Raw genomic sequence first — 24,138 nt, forward strand, 5'->3', positions numbered from 1 at the left:
CTCAGCCGAAGAGGATCTTCGCCTCGTCGTAGCGCGACTGCGGCACCAGGTTGAGCCCGCCGGTCGCCTCGGCGATCGTGACCCGGGCGATGTCGGTTCCCCTCAGGGTGACCATGCTGCCCCACGCCCGGTCGACGGCGGCGTCGACCGCGGCCATGCCGAGCCGCGTCGCGAGGACGCGGTCGTACGCCGAGGGCGCGCCGCCGCGCTGGATGTGCCCGAGCACGGTGTGGCGCGACTCGATGCCGGTGCGCTCCTCGATCATCGGCGCGAGCTTCTCGGCGATGCCGCCGAGACGCGGACGGTTGAACGCGTCGAGCCCGAGGTGCGAGTGCGCCTCCTCCATCGTGTCGAGCTTGAAGCCCTCGGCGACGACGATGAGGGGCGCGCGGCCGCGGTCGCGGACCGACTCGACGTAGTGGCAGATCTCGTCGATGCCCATGGGCTGCTCGGGGATGAGGATGGCGTGCGCGCCGCCCGCCATGCCCGAGTGCAGCGCGATCCAGCCGACGTGCCGGCCCATGACCTCGAGGACCATCGCGCGGTTGTGCGACTCGGCCGTGGTGCGCAGTCGGTCGATCGCCTCGGTCGCGATCTCGACGGCCGTGTCGAAGCCGAAGGAGTAGTCGGTCGCGGCGAGGTCGTTGTCGATGGTCTTGGGCACGCCGATCACCGGGAGCCCGCCCTCGTCGACCAGTCGCCGGGCGGCCGTGAGGGTGCCCTCGCCGCCGATCGCGATGATCGCGTCGATGCCCTCGGCCTCGAGCATGCGACGGATGTTGTCGGGTCCGCCGTTCTCGCCCTCGAACGGGTTGGTGCGGCTCGAGCCGAGGATGGTGCCGCCCTGCTTCGACAGGCCGCGCACGTCGTGGCGCGTGATGGGCATGATGTCGCCCTCGACGACGCCGCGCCATCCCCACCGGAACCCGACGAACTCGGCCTCGTGCGTGATGACGCCCTTCAGGACGGCGCCGCGGATGACCGCGTTGAGGCCGGGGCAGTCGCCGCCGCTCGTGAGAATGCCGATCTTCATGACCACTGGTTGACTCCTCGTGAGGTGGACGTTCGCGGGGATGCCGCTTCATCGAGGCGCGAACGTCGAGGAGTCTAGCGGGGCCCGCGGCATCCGTCCGCGCCGATGACGGGGAGCGGACGCCGCGCGACCGCCGCTACAGGGCGCCGTCGAGCGCCTGGCGCAGCAGGTGCTGCAGCGCGTCGAGCTGCACCGAGTCGGCCGAGCCCGGCTCCACGTCGAGCCCGTCGAGCGCCCGCAGGGCGAGGCCCTGCTTCTGGTCGATGAGCTCGGCGATACGCGCGTCGACCGTGTGGGCGGCGATGATGCGCCACGCGGTGACGGGCTCGTCCTGGCCGATGCGGTGCACGCGGTCGATCGCCTGCGTCTGCTCCGCCGCGGTCCAGCTGAGCTCGGCGAGCACGACGTTCGACGCCGCCTGGAGGTTCACGCCGACGCCCGCCGCGGTGAGCGAGGCCACCGCGATCGAGACCTCGGGGTCGGAGTTGAACGCATCGATCGCGTGCTGGCGGGCGATCGCGGTCTGGTCGCCGCGGATCGACACCGTGCGCAGCTCGCGGGCGGCGAACGCCGCCTCGGCCTGGTCCATGACGTCGATGTGCTTGGCGAAGAACACGACCTTGCCGGCCGAGCGGGCCAGCTGGGCGGCGTAGTCGGCCGCGAGGCCGGCCTTCGCCTGGCCGATGCGACGCACCATCGTGAAGACGTTCTCGCCCGACTTGGCCGACTTCGACTCCTCGAGCTCCGAGAGGGCGACCGCGCGGATGAACTGGTCGCGCTCGAGCTCGTCGAGGTCGCCGACGCGGAGCTTGCGCGACTCGACGAGTGCGCGGAAGCGGTTCGCGAGGCGGTGGCCGAGCTCGCGCTCGGCGGCGCGGATCGACCGGCCGACCTCGTCGTCGAGTTCGACGGGCAGGTCGGCGATGCGCTTCTCGGGCAGGTCGGCGGCGACGTCGACCTTGCGGCGGCGCACGATGCCGAGGTCGATGACGATGCGGCGCGCCTCGGCGTAGAAGCCCTGGTCGGCCGGCGTCAGCCCGGTCTCCTCGAGCCTGCCGAGCAGCTCGGGCGACGGACGGTCCCCGTCGATCCAGCCGAGGAACTGCCAGATCGCACGGAAGTCGTCGACGTCGTTGATGAGCGGGGTGCCGGTCAGGGCGAGCAGCAGCGGGTCGCCGCCCGGGGTGTTCCGGCGGATGCGGTCGGCGAGCGCGAGCACGTTGCGCGAGCGCTGCGACTGCAGGTTCTTGATGAAGTGCGCCTCGTCCACGACCATGCCGCGGAAGCCCAGCGTGGACAGCCACGCCATGTGGCGGTCGAGCACGTCGTAGTTCACGACGATCACGTCGGCGAAGGCGTCCACGCCGTCGCCGTCGCCGTGGATGACGGTCGCGCGGCGGTGCGGGGTCCAGCGCTCGACCTCGCGGGCCCAGTTCATCTTCACGACGTTCGGCACGACGGCCAGCAGCGGGTAGGCGCCGGCGACGGAGGCCGCGAGGACCGACTGCGCGGTCTTGCCGAGTCCGGGCTCGTCGGCGAGGAGGAACCGCCGGTGACCCTGGCGTGCCGCCTCGACGAACCGCGCCTGGTGCGGCATCAGCTCCAGGCCGCGCGGGGCGAGCCGGTCGATCCGCGGCGGCTCGGGCAGCGCCATGGACGCGGCCTGGCCGCCGGAGCCGGACTCGAACGACTTGAACAGGGGCCCGAGCAGCTCCCAGTTCGCGAGGCGCCGGACCGGGACGGTCGGCTGCGCGGTGCGCGAGAAGTCGGGCGCGAGGAACGGGCTGGCCAGCTGGCGCGCCTTGACCGAGCGCGGGATCACCTGGTTCTCGGCGATCTCCGGCCGCGGCTCGGGCTCGCGGACGATGATGAGCTCGTCCTCGCTGAGCTCGGCGCCCGACTCGAGCAGCCAGTCGCGGCGGAACCGCTGCGCGACCGTGGAGATCGAGGCGTCCGGCTCGAGGAGCGTGATCAGGCTCGTGTCGCGTGCCGCGGTCTTCGCGAGGATCTGCGCGATGCCGTCGAGGCGCTTCAGCAGCTCGGCGCGCGCGGCGTCACCGAGCTCGGCGTCGCCCTTCACGCGGGCGCGCTCCTCGCGCATGAGCAGCGCGATGACCTGGAACTTCGTGCGGTTGGTGGGTCCCAGCTTGTTCTTCTGGGCCTTCTGCTCGACCTCGCGGACCTTCCGCGCGAGGATCGGGATGATGGGCGCGTCGTCGTCACGCGAACGCGTGCGCTGCCGCTGCCTCGTCTGGGCCAATGGTCCTCCCCTGTCTGGGCCCGATGCGAACGGGCTCCCCCGACCACCGGCGTGGTGGCCCGCACCGCCGCCGGACGGGCTCGATCGTCGAGGCCGTCGTCGCGGTGCGCCGAATCCGGAAGCCGAGCATGGCGGGGCGAGTTCCCCCAGCCGTCGGACCGAAGAACGGATCCGTCGGGCGCCTCGCACATTCTACGCGTCGTCGAGGGGTCCGCGCCAATGGGCGCGTTCAGACGCCCTGGTGCACCGCGTAGCCGGCGAGGAATCCGAGCGTGGCGAGCAGTCCCGTGAACTCGTGCGCCGTGCGGAACGCGTCGGGGATCATCGTGTCGCAGATCATCGCGAGGATGGCTCCGGCGGCGATCGCGGTCACGAAGGCGGTCACCGCGCCCGAGGCGTCGTCGAGCACGACGAACCCGCCGATGGCCGCGAGCGCGCAGGCGAGCGCGATCCCCGCCCACAGCAGCATCGTCCAGCGCGCCGACCGCCCCGACGCCTTGAGCTCGGCGGTCGAGCTCAGCCCCTCGGGCACGTTGGAGATGACGATCGCGAGGAGGACCGGCACGCTCACCCCCGACCCGCCCACCATGCTGAGCCCCAGGACCGCCGACTCGGGGATGCCGTCGAGGAGGGCTCCGACGGCGATGCCCGTGCCGGTGCCCGGTGCCTCGCCGCGCCCGCGCGGGTTGCGCTGGTCGAACCGGTCGAGCAGCCGGTTGGCGAGCACGTACGCGATCGCCCCCGCGCCGAAGCCGAGCACGGTCGGTCCGAGGCCGCCCTCGGCCTGCGCCTCGAGCACGAGGTCGAACGCGAGGGCGGAGATGAGGACGCCCGCGCCGAAGGCCATGGTGCCCGCGACGATGCGGCGGGGCACGTCGACGAGCCAGGCCACGACGGCGCCCGCGAGCAGCGCACCGCCCGCGGCGAGCCCGGCCAGTGCCGCCCATCCCCACTCCGGCATGGCCGCAGCCTACGCCGCCGGGCCCCTGCGACCCGGGACGACGTCCCGCCCTGTCGCCGTGCGCCGCCGGGGGCTAGGCTCGCAGCATGGACGAGTCGACGCAGTTCGGCGAGGGCCTCGCCGACGATCACGAGTTCGAGGTCGCACAGGACGGCGAGATCCCCGCCGAGGCCGATCTCGACGCCGCAGCCGCGGACGCCGACGAGCGTCCGGTGGGCGACGACACCGACGACGAGGTCGTCGGCATCGACGAGGAGCGCCGCGTGCCGCTGCCCGACGAGCCCGGGCCGGGTTCCTCCGCCGACGAGGAGTGACCGCCGCGGCGGCCGGCGCGGTCAGACGCCGCCGCCTCCACCGCCGCCGCCCCCGCCGCCGCTCGAACCGCCGCCGCCCGAGCCGCTCGAGGACGAGCTCGACGACGATCCCGACCAGCTCGAGCTCGACGCGGTGGTGAACGAACTCACGCTCGAGGCGAACACGGCCGCGTTGAACCCGCTGCGGCCCGCGTACCAGCCGGGCTGCTCGCCCCGCTGCGCGTAGAGCGCGGCGAGCTCCTCGCTCCATTCGCGCTCCTGCCCGAACAGCACCGCGTACGGGAGCAGCCGTTCGGTGATGCGCAGCACCGCGTCGGGGTCGAGGCCCGCGGATGCCGCACCCGCGGCCGGTGCCATGGGCACGCGCTCCGCGCCGGTCGGGCTCTGCAGCATCCGCAGCCGGTCGGCCTCGGCGAGCCGGATGTACAGGCGGAGCCCCTCGAGGTGGTCGCGGAGCTCGCGGCCGCGCTCGGTGAGCGGACGCACGTCGGCCACCATCCACACCGCGGCGACGGCGAGCGCGGACGCCCCGATGATCGGCAGCCATGGCCACGCGCCGCCCATCCGCGCGTCGAGCGCGGCGATGCCGAGGATCACGGCGAGCGTCGACGCGACGATCGCGAGCGCCGCGAGCAGGATGCGCAGGCCCACGTCCGGTCGGCGGCGGAGCCCCTCGCGGGCGACGCGCGAGTGCACCTGGCGGCGCAGGTTCATCAGCTTGGTGCCGAGGGTCGTGTCGCTCGTCTTGAGGTTCCGGCGCGCTCCGGGGCGGGCCCCCGGGCCGAACAGGGCCGAGAGCACGCGCGTCGCGTCGCGGTCGGCGCCGCCCGCGTCGCCGGTGAGCTCGACGGCGTACTTCTTCCGTCCCGTCTCGACCACGCGTACTCGTCCGGCGACGGCCTCGCCGAGGATCGTCGCCGTGATGCCCTTGCCTGGGGCGCGCACGAGGTCCGCGGCCTCCATGAGCGACGGACGCTCGGGCGGCTCGTACTGGGCGATGACGATGCCGCGTCCGGGGTGGTCGCGCCACCGCGTCGCACGGAAGACGCCGGCGAGGATCGCGACGGTGAGCGCGGTGAGCGCCGCGGCGGCCGAACCCATGGCGGCCGGCGACGAGGTGAACCGCTCGTCGCGCGGCTCGAAGGTCCCCGGGTCGAAGCCGACGGCCAGGGTCAGGTTCTCGTAGGGGCCGAGCGCCGCGGCCTCGGCGACGACGACGCCCTCGGCGGCGTCATCCGCCCGCAGCGTCTCGCACGGGGTGCTCGAGCCCTCGTACCCCCGGTAGCACGCGGCGTCGCCCGTGAGCGCGTCGGCGAGACCGTCCTCGAGCCGCAGCTCGCCCCGGACGACGCCGAAGGGCTGCGCCCAGCCCGTGCCGTTGACGTCCCAGTAGAACTCCTGGATGTCGCGGTCGTCGGGTTCGAAGGTGACGTTCCGCTGGTGGTACGTGATCACGTACGTCTGCTCGCCGTGGACGTAGTCGTCGGCGGCGATGGTGACCAGCTCGAACTCGCCGTCCTCGCTCCGCTCGGTCTCGAAGCCGCGGGGCTCCCCCTCGGCATCCGTCACCGAGACCACGCGGATGTCGGTCGGATGGCCCTCGTAGGTGCGCGGGATCGCGCGACGGATGCCGCGGTTCTGGTCGTACTCGGGGAACACCGCGACGAGCGTCTCGGTCGTGAGCAGCTCCGAGCGCCGGTCGGCGTCGCGGCCCAACCGGTAGACCGCGTCGAAGCCGGCGAACGTGAAGTCGTCGACGTCGCCGGGCACGGCCCGCACCGGCGGCGGTGCGGCCGGCCGGTCCGCGGCGACCGCGGCCGTGGCGGAGGCGGCGGCGCCGAACGCGGCGATGAGGAGCGCTCCGGCGAGCGCCGTGAGGGCGGCGGGGCGACGTGGCCGGCGGGCGCGGGACCGGGTGGCGACCATGCCCTCACGGTAGCGAACCGGCCGCCCCGCGTCATCCGTTCGCGCGCACGCGGCGCCGCCTCGACGGAATACGGACGGGGGTATCCCCCGCGGGCGTATCCTTGCAGGGTGATCGAGGACATCAAGAAGCGCGCGCTCCACCGCACGAAGATCATCGAGGGCCAGCTGCGCGGCATCGAGAAGATGATCGAGAACGAGGACTACTGCGTCGACATCATCACCCTGTCGCTGGCGGTGCAGAAGTCGCTCGGGTCGCTGAACAAGCTCCTCGTCGAGAACCACCTGCGCACCCACGTCTCGCATATGTACGAGGAGGGCGGCGACCGGCGCGAGGAGGCCGTGGCCGAACTCGTGCGCATCTTCGAGCTGTCCAACAACCGGGCCTGACGGATGCCGCGGATCGAGCTGGTCACCGGCGACCTCACGCTCGAGCGCGTCGACGCCATCGTCAACGCGGCGAACTCGTCGCTGCTCGGCGGCGGCGGCGTCGACGGGGCCATCCACCGCGCGGGCGGGCCCGAGATCCTCGCCGAGTGTAGGGCCCTGCGCGCCGGCACGCTGCCCGACGGACTCCCGACCGGCGAGGCGGTCGCGACGACCGCCGGGCGACTGGCCGCACGCTGGGTCGTGCACACCGTCGGCCCGGTCTGGCCCGGCGACGGACCCGAGGCGGACCGGCGCCGCCGCCTGCTCGAGTCGGCGTACCGGAACGCCCTCGGTCTCGCGGCACGGCTCGGTGCGGCATCCGTCGCGCTGCCCGCCGTGTCGGCCGGCGTCTACGGATGGCCCGCCGACGACGCCGCCACCGTCGCGATCGGCACCGCGGCCGTCGCCCGCGAGACGCCCGGCCTCGTGCGGTTCGTGCTGTTCTCGCCGCCGATGCACGCCGAGTTCGTCGCGGCCGCGGAGCGCCTGGGCGTCGACGCCGTCGCGGACCGCTGACCTGCCGGCCGGGCCGGCGCGTCGCTCACGTGCCGGGCGCGGTCGCGGCGATCCACGCGTCGAGGTCGCTCGGCTGGTCGGTGATGATCCCGTCGACGCCGAGCTCGCTCACCTGCGCCCACGTGTCCTGCGTGTTCAGCGTGTAGCAGAGCACCGCGATGCCCGCCGCGTGGGCCGCGTCGACGGCTCCGGGCGCGGCGGTGACCGACGCGGCGGTGGTGCCGAACCCGATGACCCCGAGCCACTCGGCGAGCGGGACGGGGTCGGCCGGCAGCTCGCGGATGAGCATGATACGCGGCGTGGTCGGGGCGACGCGCTGCACCGACTGCAGCGTCTCGATGCTGAAGCTCTGCAGCACGACGCGGCCGCGGAGGCGGTGCCGCTCGATGAGGTCGACGACGAGGCGGACCTGGGCGGGCGTCCAGTCGGCCTTCAGTTCGACGAGGGCGCGCGCGTCGTCGCGCTCGGCGAGCTCGGCGAGGAACGCCTCGAGCGTGGGGATCCGCTCCCCGGCGAACTCGTCGGAGTACCACCGACCGACGTCCAGCCGCGCGAGCTCGGCGAACGTGCGGTCCTCGACCCGACCCTCGCGCCCGGCGACCCGTTCGAGGTCGGTGTCGTGGAAGAGCACGGGGACGCCGTCGCGGGTGAGGCGCACGTCGGTCTCGACGTAGGCGAGCTCGTCCATCGCGAGTTCGAGCGCGGGCATGGTGTTCTCGGGTGCGAGCGACCGGTCGCCGCGGTGGGCGATGATGGCGGCGGCCTCACCGGGTTGACGCAGCGCGCCGAACACGTCGATGGCGTAGACGTCGGTGGGGGTCGCGGCGGTCCACAGGAGCGAGGCGGTCGCGATGACGCCGGTGGCGGCGAGGGCGATGCGGACCGGACGGGGGGCGTGGGGCACGGGTCGGGACCTTCCTCGGTGCCGCGCCTCCTTGCGCGCACCGTGCAGGCCACTGTAGCAACGTCGTTACCGTTTCGTTACCTTCTTGCGCGGTCAGGTGCCGACGGATGACGCATCCGTCCGCGATCCCGCCCGGGCCACGGTCTCCGCCTCGACGGCGATCCGGTTCGCCATGCCCGCGAACACGATGCCGTGGATCGGCACGATCGACCACCAGTAGAGGCGCCCGGCGAGTCCCTTCGGGAAGAACACCGCGCGCTGCCGGTAGACCGACCCGCGACCGTCCGCCTCGGCCGACATCTCCAGCCAGGCCCGGCCCGGCACCCGCATCTCGGCGCGGAGCCGGAGGAACCGGGGCCGCTCGATCGCCTCGACCCGCCAGAAGTCCACCGCGTCGCCCGGATACAGCGTGTCCGGGTCCCGGCGGCCGCGGCGGAGCCCGACGCCGCCGGACAGCTTGTCGATCCAGCCCCGGATCGCCCAGGCGAGCGGGAACGAGTACCACCCGTTCTCGCCCCCCACGCCCTCGATGACCGACCACAGCGCCTCGACCGGCGCATTCGACCGGCGCTCGCGGTGATCGACGTAGACGGTGTACCCGGCCCAGTCCGGGTCGCTCGGCAGCGGATCGCTCGGGGCGCCCTCGACCTCGGCATTGCGCCAGCTGGTCTCGACCTCGCCCGAGCGCTCCTTCTCGAGCGCCAGGCGCACCGAGCGGCGGTACCCCACGAGCCCCTCGGGCGGCGGCGGGATGACGGCGTCGATGTCGTGCTCGCGCATGACGCAGTCGAACTGGAGCGACTCGATGATGGGGACCGCGAGCCGCCTCGGGATCGGCGTCACGAGGTTCACCCACTGACCGGCCAGCCACGGGGTGAGCACGGGCAGCGCCGCGATCGGCCGCTGCCGGAGGCCCGCCTCGACCGCGTAGCCGTTCATGAGCTGCCCGTAGCGGAGGACGTCGGGCCCGCCGATGTCGAACGCGCGGTTCACCTCAGGCGGGAGCTCGGCGGCCCGGATCAGGTAGTGCAGCACGTCGCGCACGGCGATGGGCTGGATGAAGTTGCGGACCCAGCGCGGCGCCGGCATGTACGGCAGGACCTCGGTCAGGTGCCGGATCATCTCGAACGACGTCGAGCCGGACCCGATGATGACGCCCGCCTGCAGCACCACCGTGGGCACGCCCGACTCGAGCAGGATCTCGCCCACCCGGACCCGCGAGCGCAGGTGGCGCGAGAGCGTGCCGCCCTCCGGGTGGAGTCCGCCGAGGTAGACGATGCGGCGGACGCCGGCCGCCCGCGCGGCGGCGGCCACGTTCCGCGCGATGCGGAGCTCGGACTGCTCGAAGTCCCCCCGGCCGCCCATGGAGTGGACCAGGTAGTAGACGACGTCGATGCCGCGCATCGCCCGCGCGACCGCCGCGGCATCCGTGAGGTCGCCGTCGACGAGGTCGACCCCCGCGGCCCACGGCACGTCGCGCAGCCGCTCGGGACGCCGGACGACGACGCGGACGTCATGCCCTTCGTCGAGCAGGCGCGGCACGAGCCGCCCGCCGATGTAGCCGGTCGCCCCGGTCACCAGGATGCGCATGGCCCGACCCTAGCCCGCGCGGTGCGGGCCGGGCCGGGCCGGTGCTGTGAATCCTCCGAGGGCGCCCGAAGCGCCCTCGAGCCGCTAGCGCAGGCTCTTCGTGTGCCAGACCGTCTTCGTCTCGGTGAACGCCGCGATGCGGTCGAGCGTCGGCGCCGCGGCATCCGGGCCCTGCTCGGGTCGGAGCACGCGTTTCAGGGTGTCGGCCGCCGCGATCTCGAGGTCGATCCAGTCGAGGTCGCCCGCGCCGACGAGGTCGATCGCGTTGACGTCGGCGTGGCTCGCGAGCCACGGGGCGATCTCGGCGGGCGAGCCGGTGAGCACGTTGACGACGCCCTTGGGCACGTCGCTCGTGGCGAGCACCTCGGCCAGCGAGATCGCCGAGAGCGGGAACCGCTCGCTGGCGACGACCACGACCGCGTTGCCCGCGACGAGCGCCGGGGCGACCGCCGAGACGAGGCCGACGAGCGAGGAGTCCTGCGGGGCGATGATCGCGACGACGCCGGTCGGCTCGGGCACCGAGATGTTGAAGTACGGGCCCGCGACGGGGTTGGCGTTGCCCGCGACCTGGGCGAACTTGTCGGCCCAGCCGGCGTACCAGACCCAGCGGTCGATCGCCTCGTCGACCTGGGCGGCGGCCTGGGCGCGCGTGGCGCCCTCGGCATCCTCGATCTCGGCGATGAACTGGGCGCGACGGCCCTCGAGGAGCTCCGCGATGCGGTACAGCACCTGCCCGCGGTTGTACGCGGTGGCGCCGGCCCACCCGCCGACCGCGCCGCGCGCGGCGACGATCGCGTCACGGGCGTCCTTGCGGGAGGCCTTGGCGGCGTTCGCGAGGAACCCGCCGTCGGCCTTCACGACCTCGTAGGTCCGGCCGGACTCGCTGCGCGGGAACGCGCCTCCGATGAACAGCTTGTACGTCTTGGGCACGGCGAGGCGGCTCACTTCGCGGCTCCCTTCTTCGCGGGCTTGGGCGTTCGGCGGCGACGGGCGGGCCGCTCCTCGGCGGAGGCCGCGGCGGCCTCGACCGCGCGGGCGCCGCCCCGGGAGACGGAACCGGCCGTGGCGGGCGCGAGGTACGCGCCGAGGCCGTGGCGGCCGCCCTCGCGGCCGTAGCCGGACTCCTTGTAGCCGCCGAACGGGCTGGCCGGGTCGAACCGGTTGAAGGTGTTGGCCCAGATGACCCCCGCGCGGAGCTGGTCGGCGACCGCGAGGATGCGACTGCCCTTGTCGCTCCAGATGCCGGCCGAGAGGCCGTACGGGGTGTTGTTCGCCTTCGCGATCGCCTCCTGCGGCGTGCGGAAGGTGAGGACCGAGAGCACCGGCCCGAAGATCTCCTCGCGCGCGATGCGGTTCGAGGTCTGCACGTTGGTGAAGATCGTCGGCGCGTACCAGAACCCGTTCTCGGGGATCTCGCACGGCGCGCTCCACCGCTCGGCACCCTCGTCGACGCCCGCCTCGGCCAGCTCGTTGATGCGCTCGAGCTGCTCGGCCGAGTTGATGGCGCCGATGTCGGTGTTCTTGTCGAGCGGGTCGCCGAGCCGGAGCGTCGACAGGCGCTGCTTCAGCCGCTCGACGACCTCGTCATGGATGGACTCCTGCACGAGCAGGCGGCTGCCGGCGCAGCAGACGTGGCCCTGGTTGAAGAAGATGCCGTTGACGATGCCCTCGATCGCCTGGTCGACGGGCGCGTCGTCGAAGACGATGTTCGCGGCCTTGCCGCCGAGCTCGAGCGTCACCTTCTTGTTCGTGCCGGCGACCTGCTTGGCGATCGCGCGGCCCACGGCGGTCGAGCCGGTGAAGGCCACCTTGTCGACGCCCTCGTGCGCGACGAGTGCGGCCCCGGTGTCACCGGCGCCCGTGATGATGTTCACGACGCCGGGCGGCAGGTCGGCCTGCTGCACGATCTCGGCGAACAGCAGCGCCGTGAGCGGCGTGGTCTCGGCGGGCTTCAGCACGACCGTGTTGCCGGCGGCGAGGGCGGGCGCGATCTTCCAGGCGAGCATCAGCAGCGGGAAGTTCCACGGGATCACCTGGGCGGCGACGCCGAGCGCGCGGGGGTTCGCGCCGAGGCCCGCGTGGTCGAGCTTGTCGGCCCAGCCCGCGTAGTAGAAGAACCAGGCGGCCACGAGCGGCACGTCGACGTCGCGCGATTCCTTGATGGGCTTGCCGTTGTCGAGCGATTCGGCGACGGCGAGCTCGCGGGCGCGCTCCTGGATGAGCCGGGCGATGCGGAAGAGGTACTTGCCGCGGTCGCGGCCCGACATGCGCGACCAGGTGCGGTCGTACGCGCGCCGGGCGGCGGCGACCGCGTCGTCGACGTCGGCGGTGTTCGCGGCGGCGATCGTGGCGATGCGCTCCTCCGTCGCGGGCGACGAGGTGGTGAACGGCGTGCCGCGGCCGTCGACGAACTCGCCGTCGATGAAGAGGCCGTAGCTGTCGCGGAGCGAGAGGATCGCCCGCGACTCGGGTGCGGGGGCGTATTCGAGGAAGCTCATGGTTCTCGGTTCTCGATTCAGTCGATCGTGACGTAGTCGGGGCCGGAGTAGTGGCCGGTCGTCATCTTCTGGCGCTGCAGGAGCACGTCGTTCAGCAGGCTCGACGCGCCGAACCGGAACAGGTGCGGCTGCAGCCATTCCTCGCCGACCGTCTCGGCGACGGTCACGAGGTACTTGATCGCGTCCTTCGACGCACGGATGCCGCCCGCGGGCTTCACGCCGATGCGCTGCCCGGTCATGAGGTGCCAGTCGCGGACGACCTCGAGCATGAGCAGCGTGACGGGCAGCGTCGCGGCGGGCTGCACCTTGCCGGTGGAGGTCTTGATGAAGTCGCCGCCGGCGAGGATCGACAGCCACGAGGCCCGGCGGACGTTGTCGTAGGTCACGAGCTCGCCGGTCTCGAGGATGACCTTGAGCGAGGCGCTCGTGCCGTCTGGGCGGCGGCAGGCCTCCTTGACGGCGGCGATCTGGTCGAACACGAGGCCGTAGCGGCCGGCGAGGAACGCCCCGCGGTCGATGACCATGTCGATCTCGTCGGCGCCGTTGGCGACGGCCTCGGCGGTGTCGGCAAGCTTGATCTCGAGCGAGGACCGGCCGGACGGGAAGGCGGTCGCGACCGCGGCGACCGCGATGCGGCCGTCGTCGGGGTCGCCGTGCAGGGCACCGAGCGCGTCGACCGCGTACGGGACCATGTCGCCGTACACGCAGACGGCCGCGACACGGGGGGTCGTGGCATCCGCCGGGTCGGGCACCATGGCCTTGGCCACGAGCGAGCGGACCTTGCCGGGGGTGTCGGCGCCCTCGAGGGTCGTGAGGTCGACGAGCGAGATGATGCGGTCGAGCGCCCACTTCTTGGACGTCGTCTTGATGGATCGGGTGCCGAGCGCGGCGGCGCGCTGCTCGAGGCCGACCGCGTCGACGCCCGCGATGCCGTGGAGGTACCGGCGGAGGGTGGCGTCGTCGGGCTCGCCGCCCAGCACGGCGAGCGCGCGCTCGCGGGCGGTGACCAGTGAGGTGCCTGACATGTGTTCCTGGCTTTCGGTCGTGACGGATGCCGCGGCGCGGCTCAGCCGTCGAGGAGGTGGAGTGCGGTGGCCTCGTCGGTGACGAGGACGGAGCAGAGGCCGGAGCGGACGACCGCGTCGGCGACGGGGTGCTTGGACTGCCCGGCGATGACGGCGATGCGCAGCCGGCCCTCGCGGAGTTCCTCGAGGGTGAGGCCGACGGTGCGCGCGTCGAGCGCGGGGTCGACGATGTTGCCGTCGGAGTCGATGTAGCGGCCGACGACGTCGCCCACGGCGCCCTTCTGCACGAGGAGGTCGACGTCGGCGTCGGTGAGGTAGCCGCTCTCGATGTGCACCGAGGAGTGGTCGGCGGGGCCGGCGCTGAACAGGTAGGCGTCGGCGGATCGGGCGAGTTCGATGACGCCGGCGACGACGCGGTCGGACTCGATGGCCTCCTTGGTCGCGAGGTGCTCGAGGATCGCGGGGCTCGGAAGCAGGGTGGCGTTGCCGCCGCCCTTCTGCGCCATCGCGACGGCCGTGGCCGCAGCGGTGCCGGCACGGCGGTTCAGGCTGACGCCGCCGTTGATCTGCACCACGTTGACGCCGGTGGCCCATCCGCTGCGCAGGTGCTGCGAGATCTCGAAGAGCGTGCGCCCCCAGCTCACGCCGAGGGTGCGCGGCACGGGCCGGAGCGCCGTGAGGTAGTCGGCCGCGGCCTGGGCGGTGCGCGCCTGCAGCTCGTCGGCGGAGCTGACGCCCGCGGACGAGACGACGATCGCGTCGTCGAGGCCGCGCTCCTCGCGGAGACGGCGTTCGATGGGCAGCCGTCGGGCACGCGGGTGCAGGATCTCGATGCGGATGAATCCGCGCTGCTTGGCCTGCGCGAGCAGGCGCCCGACCTTCCAGCGCGTCAGGCGGAGCGCCTGGCCGATCTCGTCCTGCGTCTTGTTCTCTTCGTAGTAGAGCTCCGCCGCCCGGATCGAGAGGAGTTCGTCGGTCTCGTCCATTCGTCTCCTTCCGCCGTCTTCCAGCGTAGGCTCGCGGTGCGCGCGCGGCAACATGCGCGGGCGGTTCTGCTCATATGAGCAGTCGGTGCTGGATGGTGCGCCCGTATGCTGGCGGGGCCGACGGCCGGGTCAGCTGGAGGCGCGCGCGAGCACCTCGCCGACGCGCTCGCCGAACGTGCACTCCATCAGGTCGGCGGCGTCCCGATCGGTGGCCGCATCGACGCCGATGCCGGTCGCGAGCAGCGTGTTGATGAGCATGCCGTCGGCGAGGAACCGGTGGATCTGCTCGGGCGCGAGGCCGGCCTCGTCGCGCAGCATCCGGAACACCTGGAGGAACCCGTCGCGCGCGACCGGCCCGATCCCCGGGTCGGATCCCAGCATGAACCCGTGCAGCAGGGTGAGCAGGACCCCGCGGTCCTCGACGAGCCTGAGGTACGCCTCGCCCAGGCGCTGCTCGACCGACGCCTCCTCGGCGTCGACCGGGAGCGCGGCGCGGAAGGTCGCGAGGAGTCGCTCGAGCGTGTGCCGGAGCGTCTCGATGAACAGCTGCTCCTTGGTGCCGAACAGCCGCACGACGTACGGCTGGCTGATGCCCGCCGCGCGCGCGACGCGGTCGGTGCTGGTGCCGGCGTAGCCGAACTCCCCGAAGACGGCGATGGCCGCGTCGAGGATCTGCTCGCGCCGCTCGTCGGCGGAGATGCGGTCGGAACGGGTGCTCATGCTTGACATGTTATCAGTCGATTACTACTCTCCCTGTTGTAATCATTCGATTACTTCATCCGACCGCAGGAGCGCACGCCATGTCATCCGTCCGCAGGGCCCCCGTCTGGCTCGTCCTCGTCGCCACCTCGCTTCCGATGTTCATGGCGACCCTCGACAACCTCGTGATCACCAACGCGCTGCCCGTGATGGCCGCCGACCTCGGCGCCGACATCGAGCAGTTGCAGTGGTTCCTCAACGCCTTCACGCTCGCCTTCGCGACCTTCATCCTCCCCGCGGCCGCGCTCGGCGACCGCGTCGGACGTCGCACCGTGTTCGTCGCCGGCATCGCCGTGTTCAGTGCCGCGAGCATCCTCACCGCGCTGAGCACGGAGCCGTGGATGGTGATCGGCGCCCGCGCCGTGCAGGGCATCGGCGCGGCGGCGATCATGCCGCTCTCCCTCACGCTGCTCGCGGGCGCCGTCCCCGCGCGCCTCCGGCCTGCCGCGATCGGCATCTGGGGCGGCGTCTCGGGGCTCGGCGTCGCGCTCGGCCCGCTCATCGGCGGGCTCATCATCGAGGGCTGGAACTGGCAGACCATCTTCTGGATCAACGTGCCGATCGGTGCGGTCGCCATCCCGCTCGCGCTCGCGGTGCTGGCCGACGCGCGCGGCGAGCGACGGCCGATCGACCTGGCCGGCGTCGCGCTGGCCGGTGTCGGCGTGCTCGGGCTCGTCTACGGCATCGTGCGGGGCAACGAGGCCGGCTGGGCGAGCACCGAGGTGGTGGCCTCGCTCACCGCCGGCGCCGTGCTCCTCATCGCGTTCCTCGTGTGGGAGACGCGAACCGCGTCGCCCGTGCTCCCGCTCGGGCTCTTCCGCGACCGCAGCTTCAGCGTGGCGAACGCGGTCGGCCTCACCTTCAGCTTCGGCATGTTCGGCTCGATCTTCCTGCTCGTGCAGTTCCTCCAGGTCGTGCAGGGCCGGTCCGCGCTCGAGGCCGGGCTCATGACGACCCCCTGGACCATCGCCCCCATGGTCGTGGCCCCGCTCGCCGGGTTCATCGCACCGCGAGTCGGGACCCGAGCGCTCATGGTCGCCGGACTCGGCGCCCAGTCGATCGCCCTGTTCTGGATGGCCGGCATCCTCGATGCCGACGTGGCGTTCGCCACGCTCGTCCCGCCGTTCGTGCTGGCCGGGATCGGCATGGGGCTCGTCTTCGCCCCGATGGCGACCGCCGTGCTCGCGCACATGCCCGAGCGACACCACGCGAAGGCCTCCGGGACCAACTCGACCCTCCGCGAGATCGGCGGCGCGCTCGGCATCGCGGTGCTCACGGCGGTCTTCACGGGCGCGGGCGGCGCACTCACGCCCGACCGGTACGTGGATGCCGCGATCCCGGCGATCGCGACCGGTGCCGCCGTGCTCGCCGCGGCGTTCGCGCTGGCCCTCCTCCTCCCGGCCGGTCGAGCCCAGCGCGGCGACGTCGCGCTCGACCCCGTGCCTGCCGGGCACGACGACGCCGTTCCGACGCCGACCCCGGTCGGCGCGGGCGCGGCCGCCTGAGCTGGGACGGGCGGGGCGGGCGCGGTCCCGCCCCGCCCGTCGCGCCGCCGTTCAGTCGGGGGTTCGGGCGCCCTCGTCCTCGAAGAACCTCGGGCGCGCCACGATCGCCCCGCCGATCGCCGCGGGCACCGCTGACGCGAGCAGCAGCAGGAGCGGCACGGTCCAGGCGCCGGTCGCATCGTGCAGCAGGCCGACCGCGAGTGGCCCGACCGCCACCGCCACGTACCCCACCGACTGCACGAAGCCGCTCAGCGCGACGGCGCCCGCGTGCGTGCGGGTGCGGAGGTTGATGAGCACGAGGGCGAGCGGGAAGAACAGCGGTCCGATGCCCGCCAGGCCGACCCAGAGCCACGTGGCCGTCGCCGGCGCCAGGATGAGCCCGAGGTACCCGAGGACGATGCCCGCGGACCCCACCGCCACGAGGACCCGCACGGCGCCACGGCGCGCGGCGAGCACCGGCACGGCGAGGGCGGCCGGCAGGCCGGTCGCGGCGAACAGCGACAGCAGCGCCCCCGCCTCGAGCGGCGAGGACCCGGCCGTCTCCTGGAGGATCACCGGAAGCCAGGCGAAGAGCGCGTACGCGTTGAAGCCCGAGACGGCGAACACGACCGCGAGCGCCCACGCGAGCGGCGACCGGAACGCGCGCCGCAGCAGGCCGGGCTCCGCCTCCTCGGGGAACTCGGCCGGGACCTCGCGGCGCGGGTGCACCAGCAGGGCCACCCACGGCACGATCGAGAGCAGGGCGAGCACCGCCCACGACGCCAGCGAGACCCGCCAGCCCGCGGCATCCGCCACCGGCACCGCGACGAGCGGCGGCAGGAACGTGCTCACCGACATCGCCGTGACGTAGACGGTCGTCATGAGGCCGATGCGCTCGGGGAAGTAGCGCTTGACGAGCGGCGGGAGCAGCACGTTGCCGACGCCGATCGCGGCGAACGTCAGCGCACTCGCGGCGAGCAGCAGCCCGGCCGACGGCGCGAGCCCGCGCCCCGCGAGCCCGACCACGAGCGCGGCGAGCGCGGCGATGAGCGTCACCTCGAGCCCCGCGCGCCGGGCGAGCACGGGCGTCACGATGCCGAACAGCGCGTAGCACAGCGGGGGCAGCATGCCGAGGAAGCCGACCGCCACCGCCGTCAGCGGGATGTCGCGTTCGAGCTGCACCAGGATCGGCGACAGGGAGGCGACCGCGGTGCGGAGGTTGAACGCGACCGCGACGATGCCCAGGAGCGCGAGCGCGCGCCCCGCCCAGAGCGGGCGGAGGGGGGCGTTCGTCACCCGCCGAGTCTAGGCTGGTCGCGTGGCCGACCTCTCGCGCTACCTTCCGCTCAGCCGACGCCCCGACGCCGACGAGTCCGGCGTGACCGCCGACCGTCGCGCCGAGACCGCCGAGGTGCTCATCGCGCTGGCCGCCGTGCTCCGCTCGAGCGACGGCGAGGCCTGGACCGCCGGCACCGCGCGGCCCGGCTGGCAGGTCGCCGAGGTCGCCTCCGAACTGGTCGAGGACTTCGGGCGCTCGCGAACGCGGCGCGCGCTCGACGCGGCCGACCGGATCGCGCGCGGCGGCGAGGCCCGCCGGCTCGCCGAGCTCACCCGGCTCCCGGGACCGGTCGAGGCCGCCGACCGCATCGCCCTCCGCGCCGGCGAGGTGCGCGATCGCGCGAAGCCCACGAACGTCGTCGAGCTCGACGACGCGGTCGTCGCCGCGCTCCTCATCGGCGACGCCGTCGGCGCCGTCGTGCCGATCTCGCCCCGCGCGTCCGGCGCCGTCGCCCTGCGTCGCGCCGCGGCCGCGCCGACCGAGATCCGCGCGGTCATCGCCGGGCACCGCCTGCGGGCGACGGATGCCGGATGGGAGTTCGGCCACGGACCGGCCCTCGTCGACACCGCCGCGGGGCTGCTGCGGTTCCTCACCGGCATCGGCACGGTCGCGCCGCATCGGCCGCGGCCAGACGAGGCCGGCGCCGTCGACTGAGGCGCGGCGCGGCCCGCCGGCCGACGTCAGGCGACGAGCTCGCGCACGCGCTCGACGTCGAGACCCATCTGCGCGATGAGCGCGTCGACGCCGTCGAACTTCTCCATGCCGCGCACCCGGTGCGCGAACTCGATGCCGACGACGTGGTCGTACAGGTCGAGGTCGCGGTCGAGCACGTACGCCTCGACCTGCTTCTGGCGCACGCCCTCGAACGTCGGGTTGTCGCCGACCGAGATCGCGGCCGGATACCGCACCCCGCCGTCGACGAGCCAGCCGGCGTAGACGCCGTCGCCGGGGATGAAGCCCTCGGCGTCGGGCGCCAGGTTCGCGGTCGGGTAGCCGAGCTCGCGCCCGCGCTTGAAGCCGTGCACCACGAGCCCGCTCATGGTCGGCACGTGACCGAGCAGCTCGGCGGCGTGCTCGACCTCGCCGGCCTCGAGCAGCTCGCGGATCCACGTGGACGACACGCGCCGCCCGCCCTCGGGCACCACGTCGTCGACCACGACGACCTCGAAGCCGAGCTCCTCGCCCTGACGTCGCAGCAGCCCGACGTCGCCCTCGTTGCCGCGGCCGTAGCGGAAGTCGTGGCCGACGAGCAGCACGCGCGCGCCGAGCGCCTCGACGAGGTAGCGGCGCACGAACTCATCGGCCGTGTTGGCGGCCAGCGCGGCGTCGTAGTGCAGGAGCACGGTCGCGTCGAGCCCCGTCGTGGCGAGCAGCTGCAGCTTCTGCCGGGTGCTGATGAGCTGGGGCGGGCACCGGTCGGGTGCGTGGAAGGCGGCGGGGTGCCGGTCGAAGGTGATGGCGACGGCCTCGAGCCGTCGCTCCTCGGCGATCTCGCGCAGCTTCGCGATGACCGCGCGGTGCCCCTGGTGCACGCCGTCGAACTTGCCGATCGTGACGGCCGAGGGCCCGTAGCCGTGCGGGATCGCGTCGAGCCCGTCGAAGGTCCTCACGAGCGGCCTCCCGAGGCGGCGCGACGGGCATCGGATGCCGCGCCAGGGGCCGGCGCCGCGGCATCCGTTCGCGGCGGGTGGGTGGCGAGCCACCACATGCCGAGGGGCGGCAGGACGAGCGGGATGAACAGGTAGCCCATGCCGAAGAACGACCACACGGTCGCATCCGGGAAGAGGTCGGGGCGGATGACGCTCAGCGTGCCCACGACGATGACGCCCGTGAACTCGAAGACGATCGTGACCCACGCCACCCGGTACGAGGTGCGGCCGGGGCGGACGAGCGCGATCGTCGCGATGACGTAGACGACCGCGGCGAGCGCCGACAGCGTGTACGCGAGCGGCGCCTCGTCGAAGCGCTGCACGATCTGGGTGAAGCTGCGACCGGTGGCCGCGAGCGCGAGCACCGCGTACACGGCGACGAGGACGCGGCCGATGCCGCTCATGCGGCCCGGCTTCGCGGCGGGCTCGGTGGTGCTGCGTGCGTCGCTCATGTCCGTCGATTCTCCCAGACCGTGCCTCACGCCTGCTGCACGGTCCAGATCTGCAGCATGCGGTACACCATCACCGCGACGGCGAGCGCGGCGACGCCGCAGACGACCGTCGCCCAGCGGCTGCGCTCGAGCAGTGCCCAGAAGGCGGCCGCGGGCGGCAGCAGCAGCGCGCTGATGAGGTACACCCAGAACTCGAGGAGGCTCCCCGTGGGCGGGTTGCCGGCGCCCGGTGCGATGATCGCGACGACGACCTGCACGACGAGCAGCAGCTCGACGAGTGCGAGCACGCCCAGAACGAGGTCGTTGGGCACGCGCTTCGCGAGCCCGAGCACGACGCAGAGCAGGCCGCCGACGACGGCGACCGCGACCTGGACGTAGGCGAACCACTCGATCATGCGCCCTCCTCGGCGGGGAATCCGGTGACGACCTTCAGCTGCGGCCCGCGGCGCTCGACGATCGCGACGAGCACGCCGCCGGGGCCGATCGCAGCGAGGGGCCCGTCGCCCGCGTCGGCGGGCGCGTCGATGCGCTTGCCGTGGCGGAGGTCGCGGGCCGCGTCGTCGTCGATCACGACGACGGGCAGGGCGCGGCGGGCCGCCTCGGCGGGGGCGAGTCGTCGCGCGGCGACGTCGAACCCCTCGAGGCTGCCGGCCTCGGCGACGTCGAACCGGCCGATCCGGGTGCGGCGCAGGGCCGTGAGGTGGCCGCCGACGCCGAGCGCGGCGCCGAGGTCGCGCGCGAGCGCGCGGACGTAGGTGCCCGACGAGCACGCGACGCGCACGTCCAGGTCGAGCCATCCGTCGCCGGCTCGCGTGTCGAGCAGCTCGAACGCGGTGACCGTGACCGTGCGGGCCTTCAGCTCGACCTGCTCGCCGTCGCGCACGCGCTGGTAGGCGCGCTTGCCGTCGACCTTGACGGCGCTCACCGCGCTCGGGACCTGCTCGATGACGCCGGTCTGCTCGGCCATGCGCGCGGTGATCGCCTCGCCGGTGACGGCCGCGATCGCGTAGGCGGGTGCGGCGGCGAGGGCCTCGCCCTCGGCGTCGTCGGTGGTCGTGCCCCACCCGAGCCGCACGGTGGCGAGGTACTCCTTGTCGAGACCGACGAGGTGGTGCAGCAGGCGCGTCGCGGAGTCGACGCCGATCACGAGCAGCCCGGTGGCCATGGGGTCGAGGGTGCCGGCGTGGCCGACCTTGCGGGTGCCCGCGAGGCGCCGGATGCGGGCGACGACGTCGTGGCTGGTCATCCCCCGCGGCTTGTCGACGAGGAGGATGCCGCTGTTCACGCCGTACAGGCTAACAGCGCGAGCGGATGCCGCCGCCCGAGCGTCCTACGCTGGACCGGTGAGGATCGGCATCATCGGCGCGGGCGCGCTCGGCGGCACGTTCGCGGCGCTGCTCGCCCGCGCGGGCCACGACGTCGAGGTGACCGCACGCGGGGCCGGGCTGGAGGCGATCCGCGCGGGGGGGATCCGCCTCTCGGGCGGCTACGGCGACGCGCACGTGCACCCCGCCGCGGGTGAGCGCCTCACCGCGCGGCCCGATCTCGTGCTCGTGTGCACCAAGGCGCAGGACGCGGAGGCCGCGATCGCGGCGAACGCGGACACCGTCGACGGCGCGACGGTCGTCGTCGTGCAGAACGGCCTCGACGGCGTCGCCACCGCCGAGCGACTGCTCCCCCGCTCGACCTGCCTCGGGATGCTCTCGATCATCGCGGCGAACTACACCGAGCCGGGCTCCGTCCGGGTCACGACCACCGCCGCGAGCTACCTCGGTCGCGGCGACGGCGAGCCCGACGAGGAGGTGCGGCGCGTGGCCGCGCTGCTCTCGGAGGCCGTGCCGGTGGTGGCGATCCCGAACTTCCGGGGCGCGCAGTGGACGAAGCTCGTCGTCAACATGCTGAACGCGGTGCCCGCGATCGTGGGCCGCAGCGTGCAGGACGTCGTCGACGACCGGGCCCTCCGCCGCGTGGTCGCCGCGTCGATGCGCGAGACCGTGCGGGTGGGCATGGCCCGCGGCATCCGCTTCGGGTCACTGCAGGGGCTCGGCGACCGGCGGCTCAGGTTCTTCGCACGGCTCCCCCTGGCGCTCGGGCAGCTGCTTCCGTGGTCGATGCGCGTGCGCATGGGCGACGTGCCGAACCTCGGCTCGACCCAGCAGAGCCTCCGTCGCGGGCAGCCGACCGAGATCGACTTCCTGAACGGCGCGGTCGTGCGCGAGGCGGAGGCCTCGGGCCTGGACGCCCCGGTCAACCGCGCGCTCGTCGCGCTCGTGCACGAGGTCGAGCGCGCGGGCGCCCCGCTGCCCGCCGAGCGCGTGACCGCCGTGCTCGCCGCTAGCCGCCGGAGCCGGCGGAACCGCCCGGCCGGGGCCGCGCCGGGTCGCCGAGGTCGATGACGACCTGGGCCTGCTCGCGCGGATCGGACTCGCCGTAGGCGATGACATCCGCGGGATCGACCGGATCGCCGTCGACCGCGATCCGCACGTCCCACAGGTCGCGCAGCCGGCGTCGGAGCAGGAACCGTCCGTCGAGCACGAGGAAGGCGTCGGCCGGGCCGGTGCGCCACTTCGGCTCCACCCACGCGTCGCGGACGAGGTCGAACGCGCTCGTGACGAACGCCGTCGACCCCGCCATGCGGAACGGGTCGACGAGCGTGCGCCGCAGGGCGGACTCGTCGATGCCGTAGCCGAAGTACCGCTCCGGGGTGTCGGGGCCGAACTCGGCCTGCGCCTCCCGCGAGCGGTGGAAGTCCTCGACGCTCGCGCGGAACACGGCGAGGTCCCGTTCGCGCAGCACGTCGGCGAGGTCGTCGCCGAGCTGCGTCTTGCCGCTGCGCACCGGGCCGTCGATCGCGACGATGACCCGGCCGCGCCCCGTGTGGGCGAGGAATCCGTCGGCCACCCGCCGGAGGAACGCGACGCGCGGGGTCGTGACCAGCTCCATGCTCCGAGCGTACGCCCGGGTCTCCCGTTCGAACCGGGTTCGCGCACTCGAACCGGTCCACTCCGTCGTTCGGAGGCCGGACGCCGGTTCCGGCGGAGGCGCTCGGGTCGGCAGCGGCGAATAGGCTGAGCGGATGCCGCAGCCCGCCGCCACCGGGGACGCCCCCGACCCGGACCGCCTCGCGCCGGCGGTCGTCGAGTGGTTCGCGCACGCGGCGCGTCCGCTGCCGTGGCGCGCGGCCGACGTGTCGCCGTGGGCGGTGCTCGTGAGCGAGTTCATGCTGCAGCAGACCCAGGTGAGCCGCGTGCAACCGCGCTGGGAGGCGTGGATCGCGCGCTGGCCGACCCCCGCGGCCCTCGCGGCCGAGCCGCCCGCCGAGGCGGTGCGCGCGTGGGACCGGCTCGGATATCCGCGGCGGGCGCTGTGGCTGCACCGCGCCGCGACCGAGATCGTCGAGCGCCACGGCGGCGAGGTGCCCCGCGACCTCGACGACCTGCTCGCGCTGCAGGGCATCGGCCCGTACACGGCGCGCGCCGTCGCGGCGTTCGCATTCGGCGACCGACACCCGGTCGTCGACACCAACACGCGACGCGTCATCGCCCGCGCCGTCGACGGGCGTGCCGAGGCCGGTCCCCCGGCGACCGCTCGCGAGCTGGCCGCGATGGAGCGCCTGCTGCCCGCCGACCGCGACGCCGCGCACCGCTTCAACGCGGGAGCCATGGAACTCGGGGCCACGGTGTGCACGGCGCGGGCGCCGCGATGCGACGCCTGCCCCGTCGCCGACCTGTGCGCCTGGCGGGCTCGCGGGTACCCCGCCTACGACGGACCGCGCCGTACCCGGCAGGCGCGGTTCGCGGGCAGCGACCGCGAGGCGCGCGGCCTCGTGATGCGGGAGCTGCGAGCGGCCCACCGCCCAGTCCCCGCCGAGGAGTTCCGCCGCGTGCTCCCCGACGACCCCGAACGGTTCCGTCGCGCGCTCGAGGGTCTCGTCGCGGACGGCCTCGCGGTCGCCTCGCCCGACGGGTACGCGCTCCCGCACGCCTGATCCGGGCGCGGCCCGCGCGCCGCGGCAT

General features: G+C 73.6%; 24 protein-coding genes. 7 read left to right on the forward strand and 17 right to left on the reverse strand.

Going from position 1 to position 24,138, the window contains the following annotated elements; genetic code table 11:
* Window position 1: 1 nt before the first annotated feature.
* The 3 genes from M1L56_RS13550 to M1L56_RS13560 form a co-directional block, all read right to left on the reverse strand.
* Window positions 2-1,033 (reverse strand): 6-phosphofructokinase, encoded by a 1,032-nt coding sequence (locus M1L56_RS13550; protein ID WP_248599630.1) that lies wholly within the window; start codon window positions 1,031-1,033, stop codon window positions 2-4.
* A gap of 136 nt (window positions 1,034-1,169) precedes the next feature.
* Complete coding sequence (locus tag M1L56_RS13555) at window positions 1,170-3,293, reverse strand: DEAD/DEAH box helicase (RefSeq protein ID WP_067945945.1); 2,124 nt, start codon at window positions 3,291-3,293, stop codon at window positions 1,170-1,172.
* A gap of 229 nt (window positions 3,294-3,522) precedes the next feature.
* Window positions 3,523-4,254, reverse strand: a complete 732-nt coding sequence (locus tag M1L56_RS13560; protein WP_067945947.1) for a ZIP family metal transporter — start codon at window positions 4,252-4,254, stop codon at window positions 3,523-3,525.
* 86 nt (window positions 4,255-4,340) lie between these two features.
* On the opposite strand from M1L56_RS13560, the gene M1L56_RS13565 reads away from it, so the two are divergent.
* The gene (locus M1L56_RS13565) at window positions 4,341-4,568 is read left to right on the forward strand and encodes a hypothetical protein (RefSeq protein ID WP_067945949.1); all 228 of its coding nucleotides are present in this window, start codon (window positions 4,341-4,343) and stop codon (window positions 4,566-4,568) included.
* 21 nt (window positions 4,569-4,589) lie between these two features.
* On the opposite strand, the gene M1L56_RS13570 is transcribed toward M1L56_RS13565, so the two are convergent.
* Entirely contained in the window at window positions 4,590-6,494 is a 1,905-nt protein-coding gene (locus M1L56_RS13570) for a DUF2207 domain-containing protein (RefSeq protein WP_248599631.1), read from the reverse strand.
* Between the two features lie 108 nt (window positions 6,495-6,602).
* Here M1L56_RS13570 and M1L56_RS13575 point away from each other — a divergent pair, with 108 nt between their 5' ends.
* Window positions 6,603-6,881: a metal-sensitive transcriptional regulator gene (locus M1L56_RS13575; protein WP_067945954.1), complete on the forward strand. Its 279-nt coding sequence runs from the start codon at window positions 6,603-6,605 to the stop codon at window positions 6,879-6,881.
* Between the two features lie 3 nt (window positions 6,882-6,884).
* Window positions 6,885-7,436 (forward strand): O-acetyl-ADP-ribose deacetylase, encoded by a 552-nt coding sequence (locus M1L56_RS13580; protein ID WP_248599632.1) that lies wholly within the window; start codon window positions 6,885-6,887, stop codon window positions 7,434-7,436.
* A gap of 25 nt (window positions 7,437-7,461) precedes the next feature.
* Here the strand turns inward: M1L56_RS13580 and M1L56_RS13585 are convergent, their stop codons facing one another.
* From M1L56_RS13585 to M1L56_RS13615, 7 genes are all read right to left on the reverse strand, one after another.
* Window positions 7,462-8,340, reverse strand: a complete 879-nt coding sequence (locus tag M1L56_RS13585; protein WP_248599633.1) for a glycerophosphodiester phosphodiesterase family protein — start codon at window positions 8,338-8,340, stop codon at window positions 7,462-7,464.
* A 93-nt stretch (window positions 8,341-8,433) separates the two neighbouring features.
* Entirely contained in the window at window positions 8,434-9,930 is a 1,497-nt protein-coding gene (locus M1L56_RS13590; RefSeq protein WP_248599634.1) for an SDR family oxidoreductase, read from the reverse strand.
* Window positions 9,931-10,014: 84 nt separating this feature from the next.
* On the reverse strand, window positions 10,015-10,875 hold the full coding sequence (locus M1L56_RS13595; RefSeq protein WP_067945962.1) for an aldehyde dehydrogenase family protein: 861 nt from the start codon (window positions 10,873-10,875) through the stop codon (window positions 10,015-10,017).
* The gene (locus M1L56_RS13600; RefSeq protein WP_082846945.1) at window positions 10,872-12,428 is read right to left on the reverse strand and encodes an aldehyde dehydrogenase family protein; all 1,557 of its coding nucleotides are present in this window, start codon (window positions 12,426-12,428) and stop codon (window positions 10,872-10,874) included. Before M1L56_RS13600 ends, M1L56_RS13595 begins: the two co-directional genes overlap by 4 nt.
* A 17-nt stretch (window positions 12,429-12,445) precedes the next feature.
* The gene (gene deoC, locus M1L56_RS13605) at window positions 12,446-13,453 is read right to left on the reverse strand and encodes a deoxyribose-phosphate aldolase (protein ID WP_067945964.1); all 1,008 of its coding nucleotides are present in this window, start codon (window positions 13,451-13,453) and stop codon (window positions 12,446-12,448) included.
* 41 nt (window positions 13,454-13,494) lie between these two features.
* A complete protein-coding gene (locus tag M1L56_RS13610; RefSeq protein WP_067945965.1) occupies window positions 13,495-14,439 on the reverse strand; it encodes a sugar-binding transcriptional regulator in 945 nt (314 codons plus the stop codon).
* A gap of 129 nt (window positions 14,440-14,568) precedes the next feature.
* Window positions 14,569-15,159 carry a TetR/AcrR family transcriptional regulator gene (locus M1L56_RS13615; protein ID WP_248599635.1) on the reverse strand — a complete coding sequence of 197 codons (591 nt, stop codon included), beginning with the start codon at window positions 15,157-15,159 and terminating at the stop codon, window positions 14,569-14,571.
* A gap of 80 nt (window positions 15,160-15,239) precedes the next feature.
* On the opposite strand from M1L56_RS13615, the gene M1L56_RS13620 reads away from it, so the two are divergent.
* Complete coding sequence (locus M1L56_RS13620) at window positions 15,240-16,703, forward strand: DHA2 family efflux MFS transporter permease subunit (protein WP_248599636.1); 1,464 nt, start codon at window positions 15,240-15,242, stop codon at window positions 16,701-16,703.
* Window positions 16,704-16,754: 51 nt separating this feature from the next.
* On the opposite strand, the gene M1L56_RS13625 is transcribed toward M1L56_RS13620, so the two are convergent.
* Entirely contained in the window at window positions 16,755-17,978 is a 1,224-nt protein-coding gene (locus M1L56_RS13625) for a CynX/NimT family MFS transporter (protein WP_248599637.1), read from the reverse strand.
* Window positions 17,979-18,000: 22 nt separating this feature from the next.
* Here M1L56_RS13625 and M1L56_RS13630 point away from each other — a divergent pair, with 22 nt between their 5' ends.
* On the forward strand, window positions 18,001-18,675 hold the full coding sequence (locus tag M1L56_RS13630; RefSeq protein ID WP_248599638.1) for a hypothetical protein: 675 nt from the start codon (window positions 18,001-18,003) through the stop codon (window positions 18,673-18,675).
* Window positions 18,676-18,701: 26 nt separating this feature from the next.
* Here M1L56_RS13630 and M1L56_RS13635 read toward each other — a convergent pair whose 3' ends face one another.
* From M1L56_RS13635 to truB, 4 genes are read right to left on the reverse strand one after another with little or no spacing between them, the layout of a single operon-like run.
* Window positions 18,702-19,631: a bifunctional riboflavin kinase/FAD synthetase gene (locus M1L56_RS13635; RefSeq protein WP_067945895.1), complete on the reverse strand. Its 930-nt coding sequence runs from the start codon at window positions 19,629-19,631 to the stop codon at window positions 18,702-18,704.
* Window positions 19,628-20,122: a hypothetical protein gene (locus M1L56_RS13640; RefSeq protein WP_067945897.1), complete on the reverse strand. Its 495-nt coding sequence runs from the start codon at window positions 20,120-20,122 to the stop codon at window positions 19,628-19,630. Before M1L56_RS13640 ends, M1L56_RS13635 begins: the two co-directional genes overlap by 4 nt.
* Window positions 20,123-20,148: 26 nt before the next feature.
* Window positions 20,149-20,517: a hypothetical protein gene (locus tag M1L56_RS13645; protein WP_248599639.1), complete on the reverse strand. Its 369-nt coding sequence runs from the start codon at window positions 20,515-20,517 to the stop codon at window positions 20,149-20,151.
* On the reverse strand, window positions 20,514-21,407 hold the full coding sequence (gene truB, locus M1L56_RS13650) for a tRNA pseudouridine(55) synthase TruB (RefSeq protein WP_374256824.1): 894 nt from the start codon (window positions 21,405-21,407) through the stop codon (window positions 20,514-20,516). The genes M1L56_RS13645 and truB overlap by 4 nt, the downstream gene beginning before the upstream one ends.
* 58 nt (window positions 21,408-21,465) lie before the next feature.
* Between truB and M1L56_RS13655 the strand changes: the two genes are divergently transcribed.
* Complete coding sequence (locus M1L56_RS13655; protein ID WP_248599640.1) at window positions 21,466-22,518, forward strand: 2-dehydropantoate 2-reductase; 1,053 nt, start codon at window positions 21,466-21,468, stop codon at window positions 22,516-22,518.
* Here M1L56_RS13655 and M1L56_RS13660 read toward each other — a convergent pair.
* Window positions 22,457-23,065, reverse strand: coding sequence for a hypothetical protein (locus M1L56_RS13660; protein ID WP_248599641.1), 609 nt, complete (start codon window positions 23,063-23,065; stop codon window positions 22,457-22,459). The two genes, M1L56_RS13655 and M1L56_RS13660, sit on opposite strands and share 62 nt — an antisense overlap.
* Before the next feature lie 133 nt (window positions 23,066-23,198).
* On the opposite strand from M1L56_RS13660, the gene M1L56_RS13665 reads away from it, so the two are divergent.
* The gene (locus M1L56_RS13665) at window positions 23,199-24,110 is read left to right on the forward strand and encodes an A/G-specific adenine glycosylase (protein WP_248599642.1); all 912 of its coding nucleotides are present in this window, start codon (window positions 23,199-23,201) and stop codon (window positions 24,108-24,110) included.
* Window positions 24,111-24,138: the final 28 nt, after the last annotated feature.

The sequence above is a fragment of the Agromyces sp. C10 genome (genome assembly GCF_023217995.1).
GTDB classification, from domain to species: domain Bacteria; phylum Actinomycetota; class Actinomycetes; order Actinomycetales; family Microbacteriaceae; genus Agromyces; species Agromyces indicus.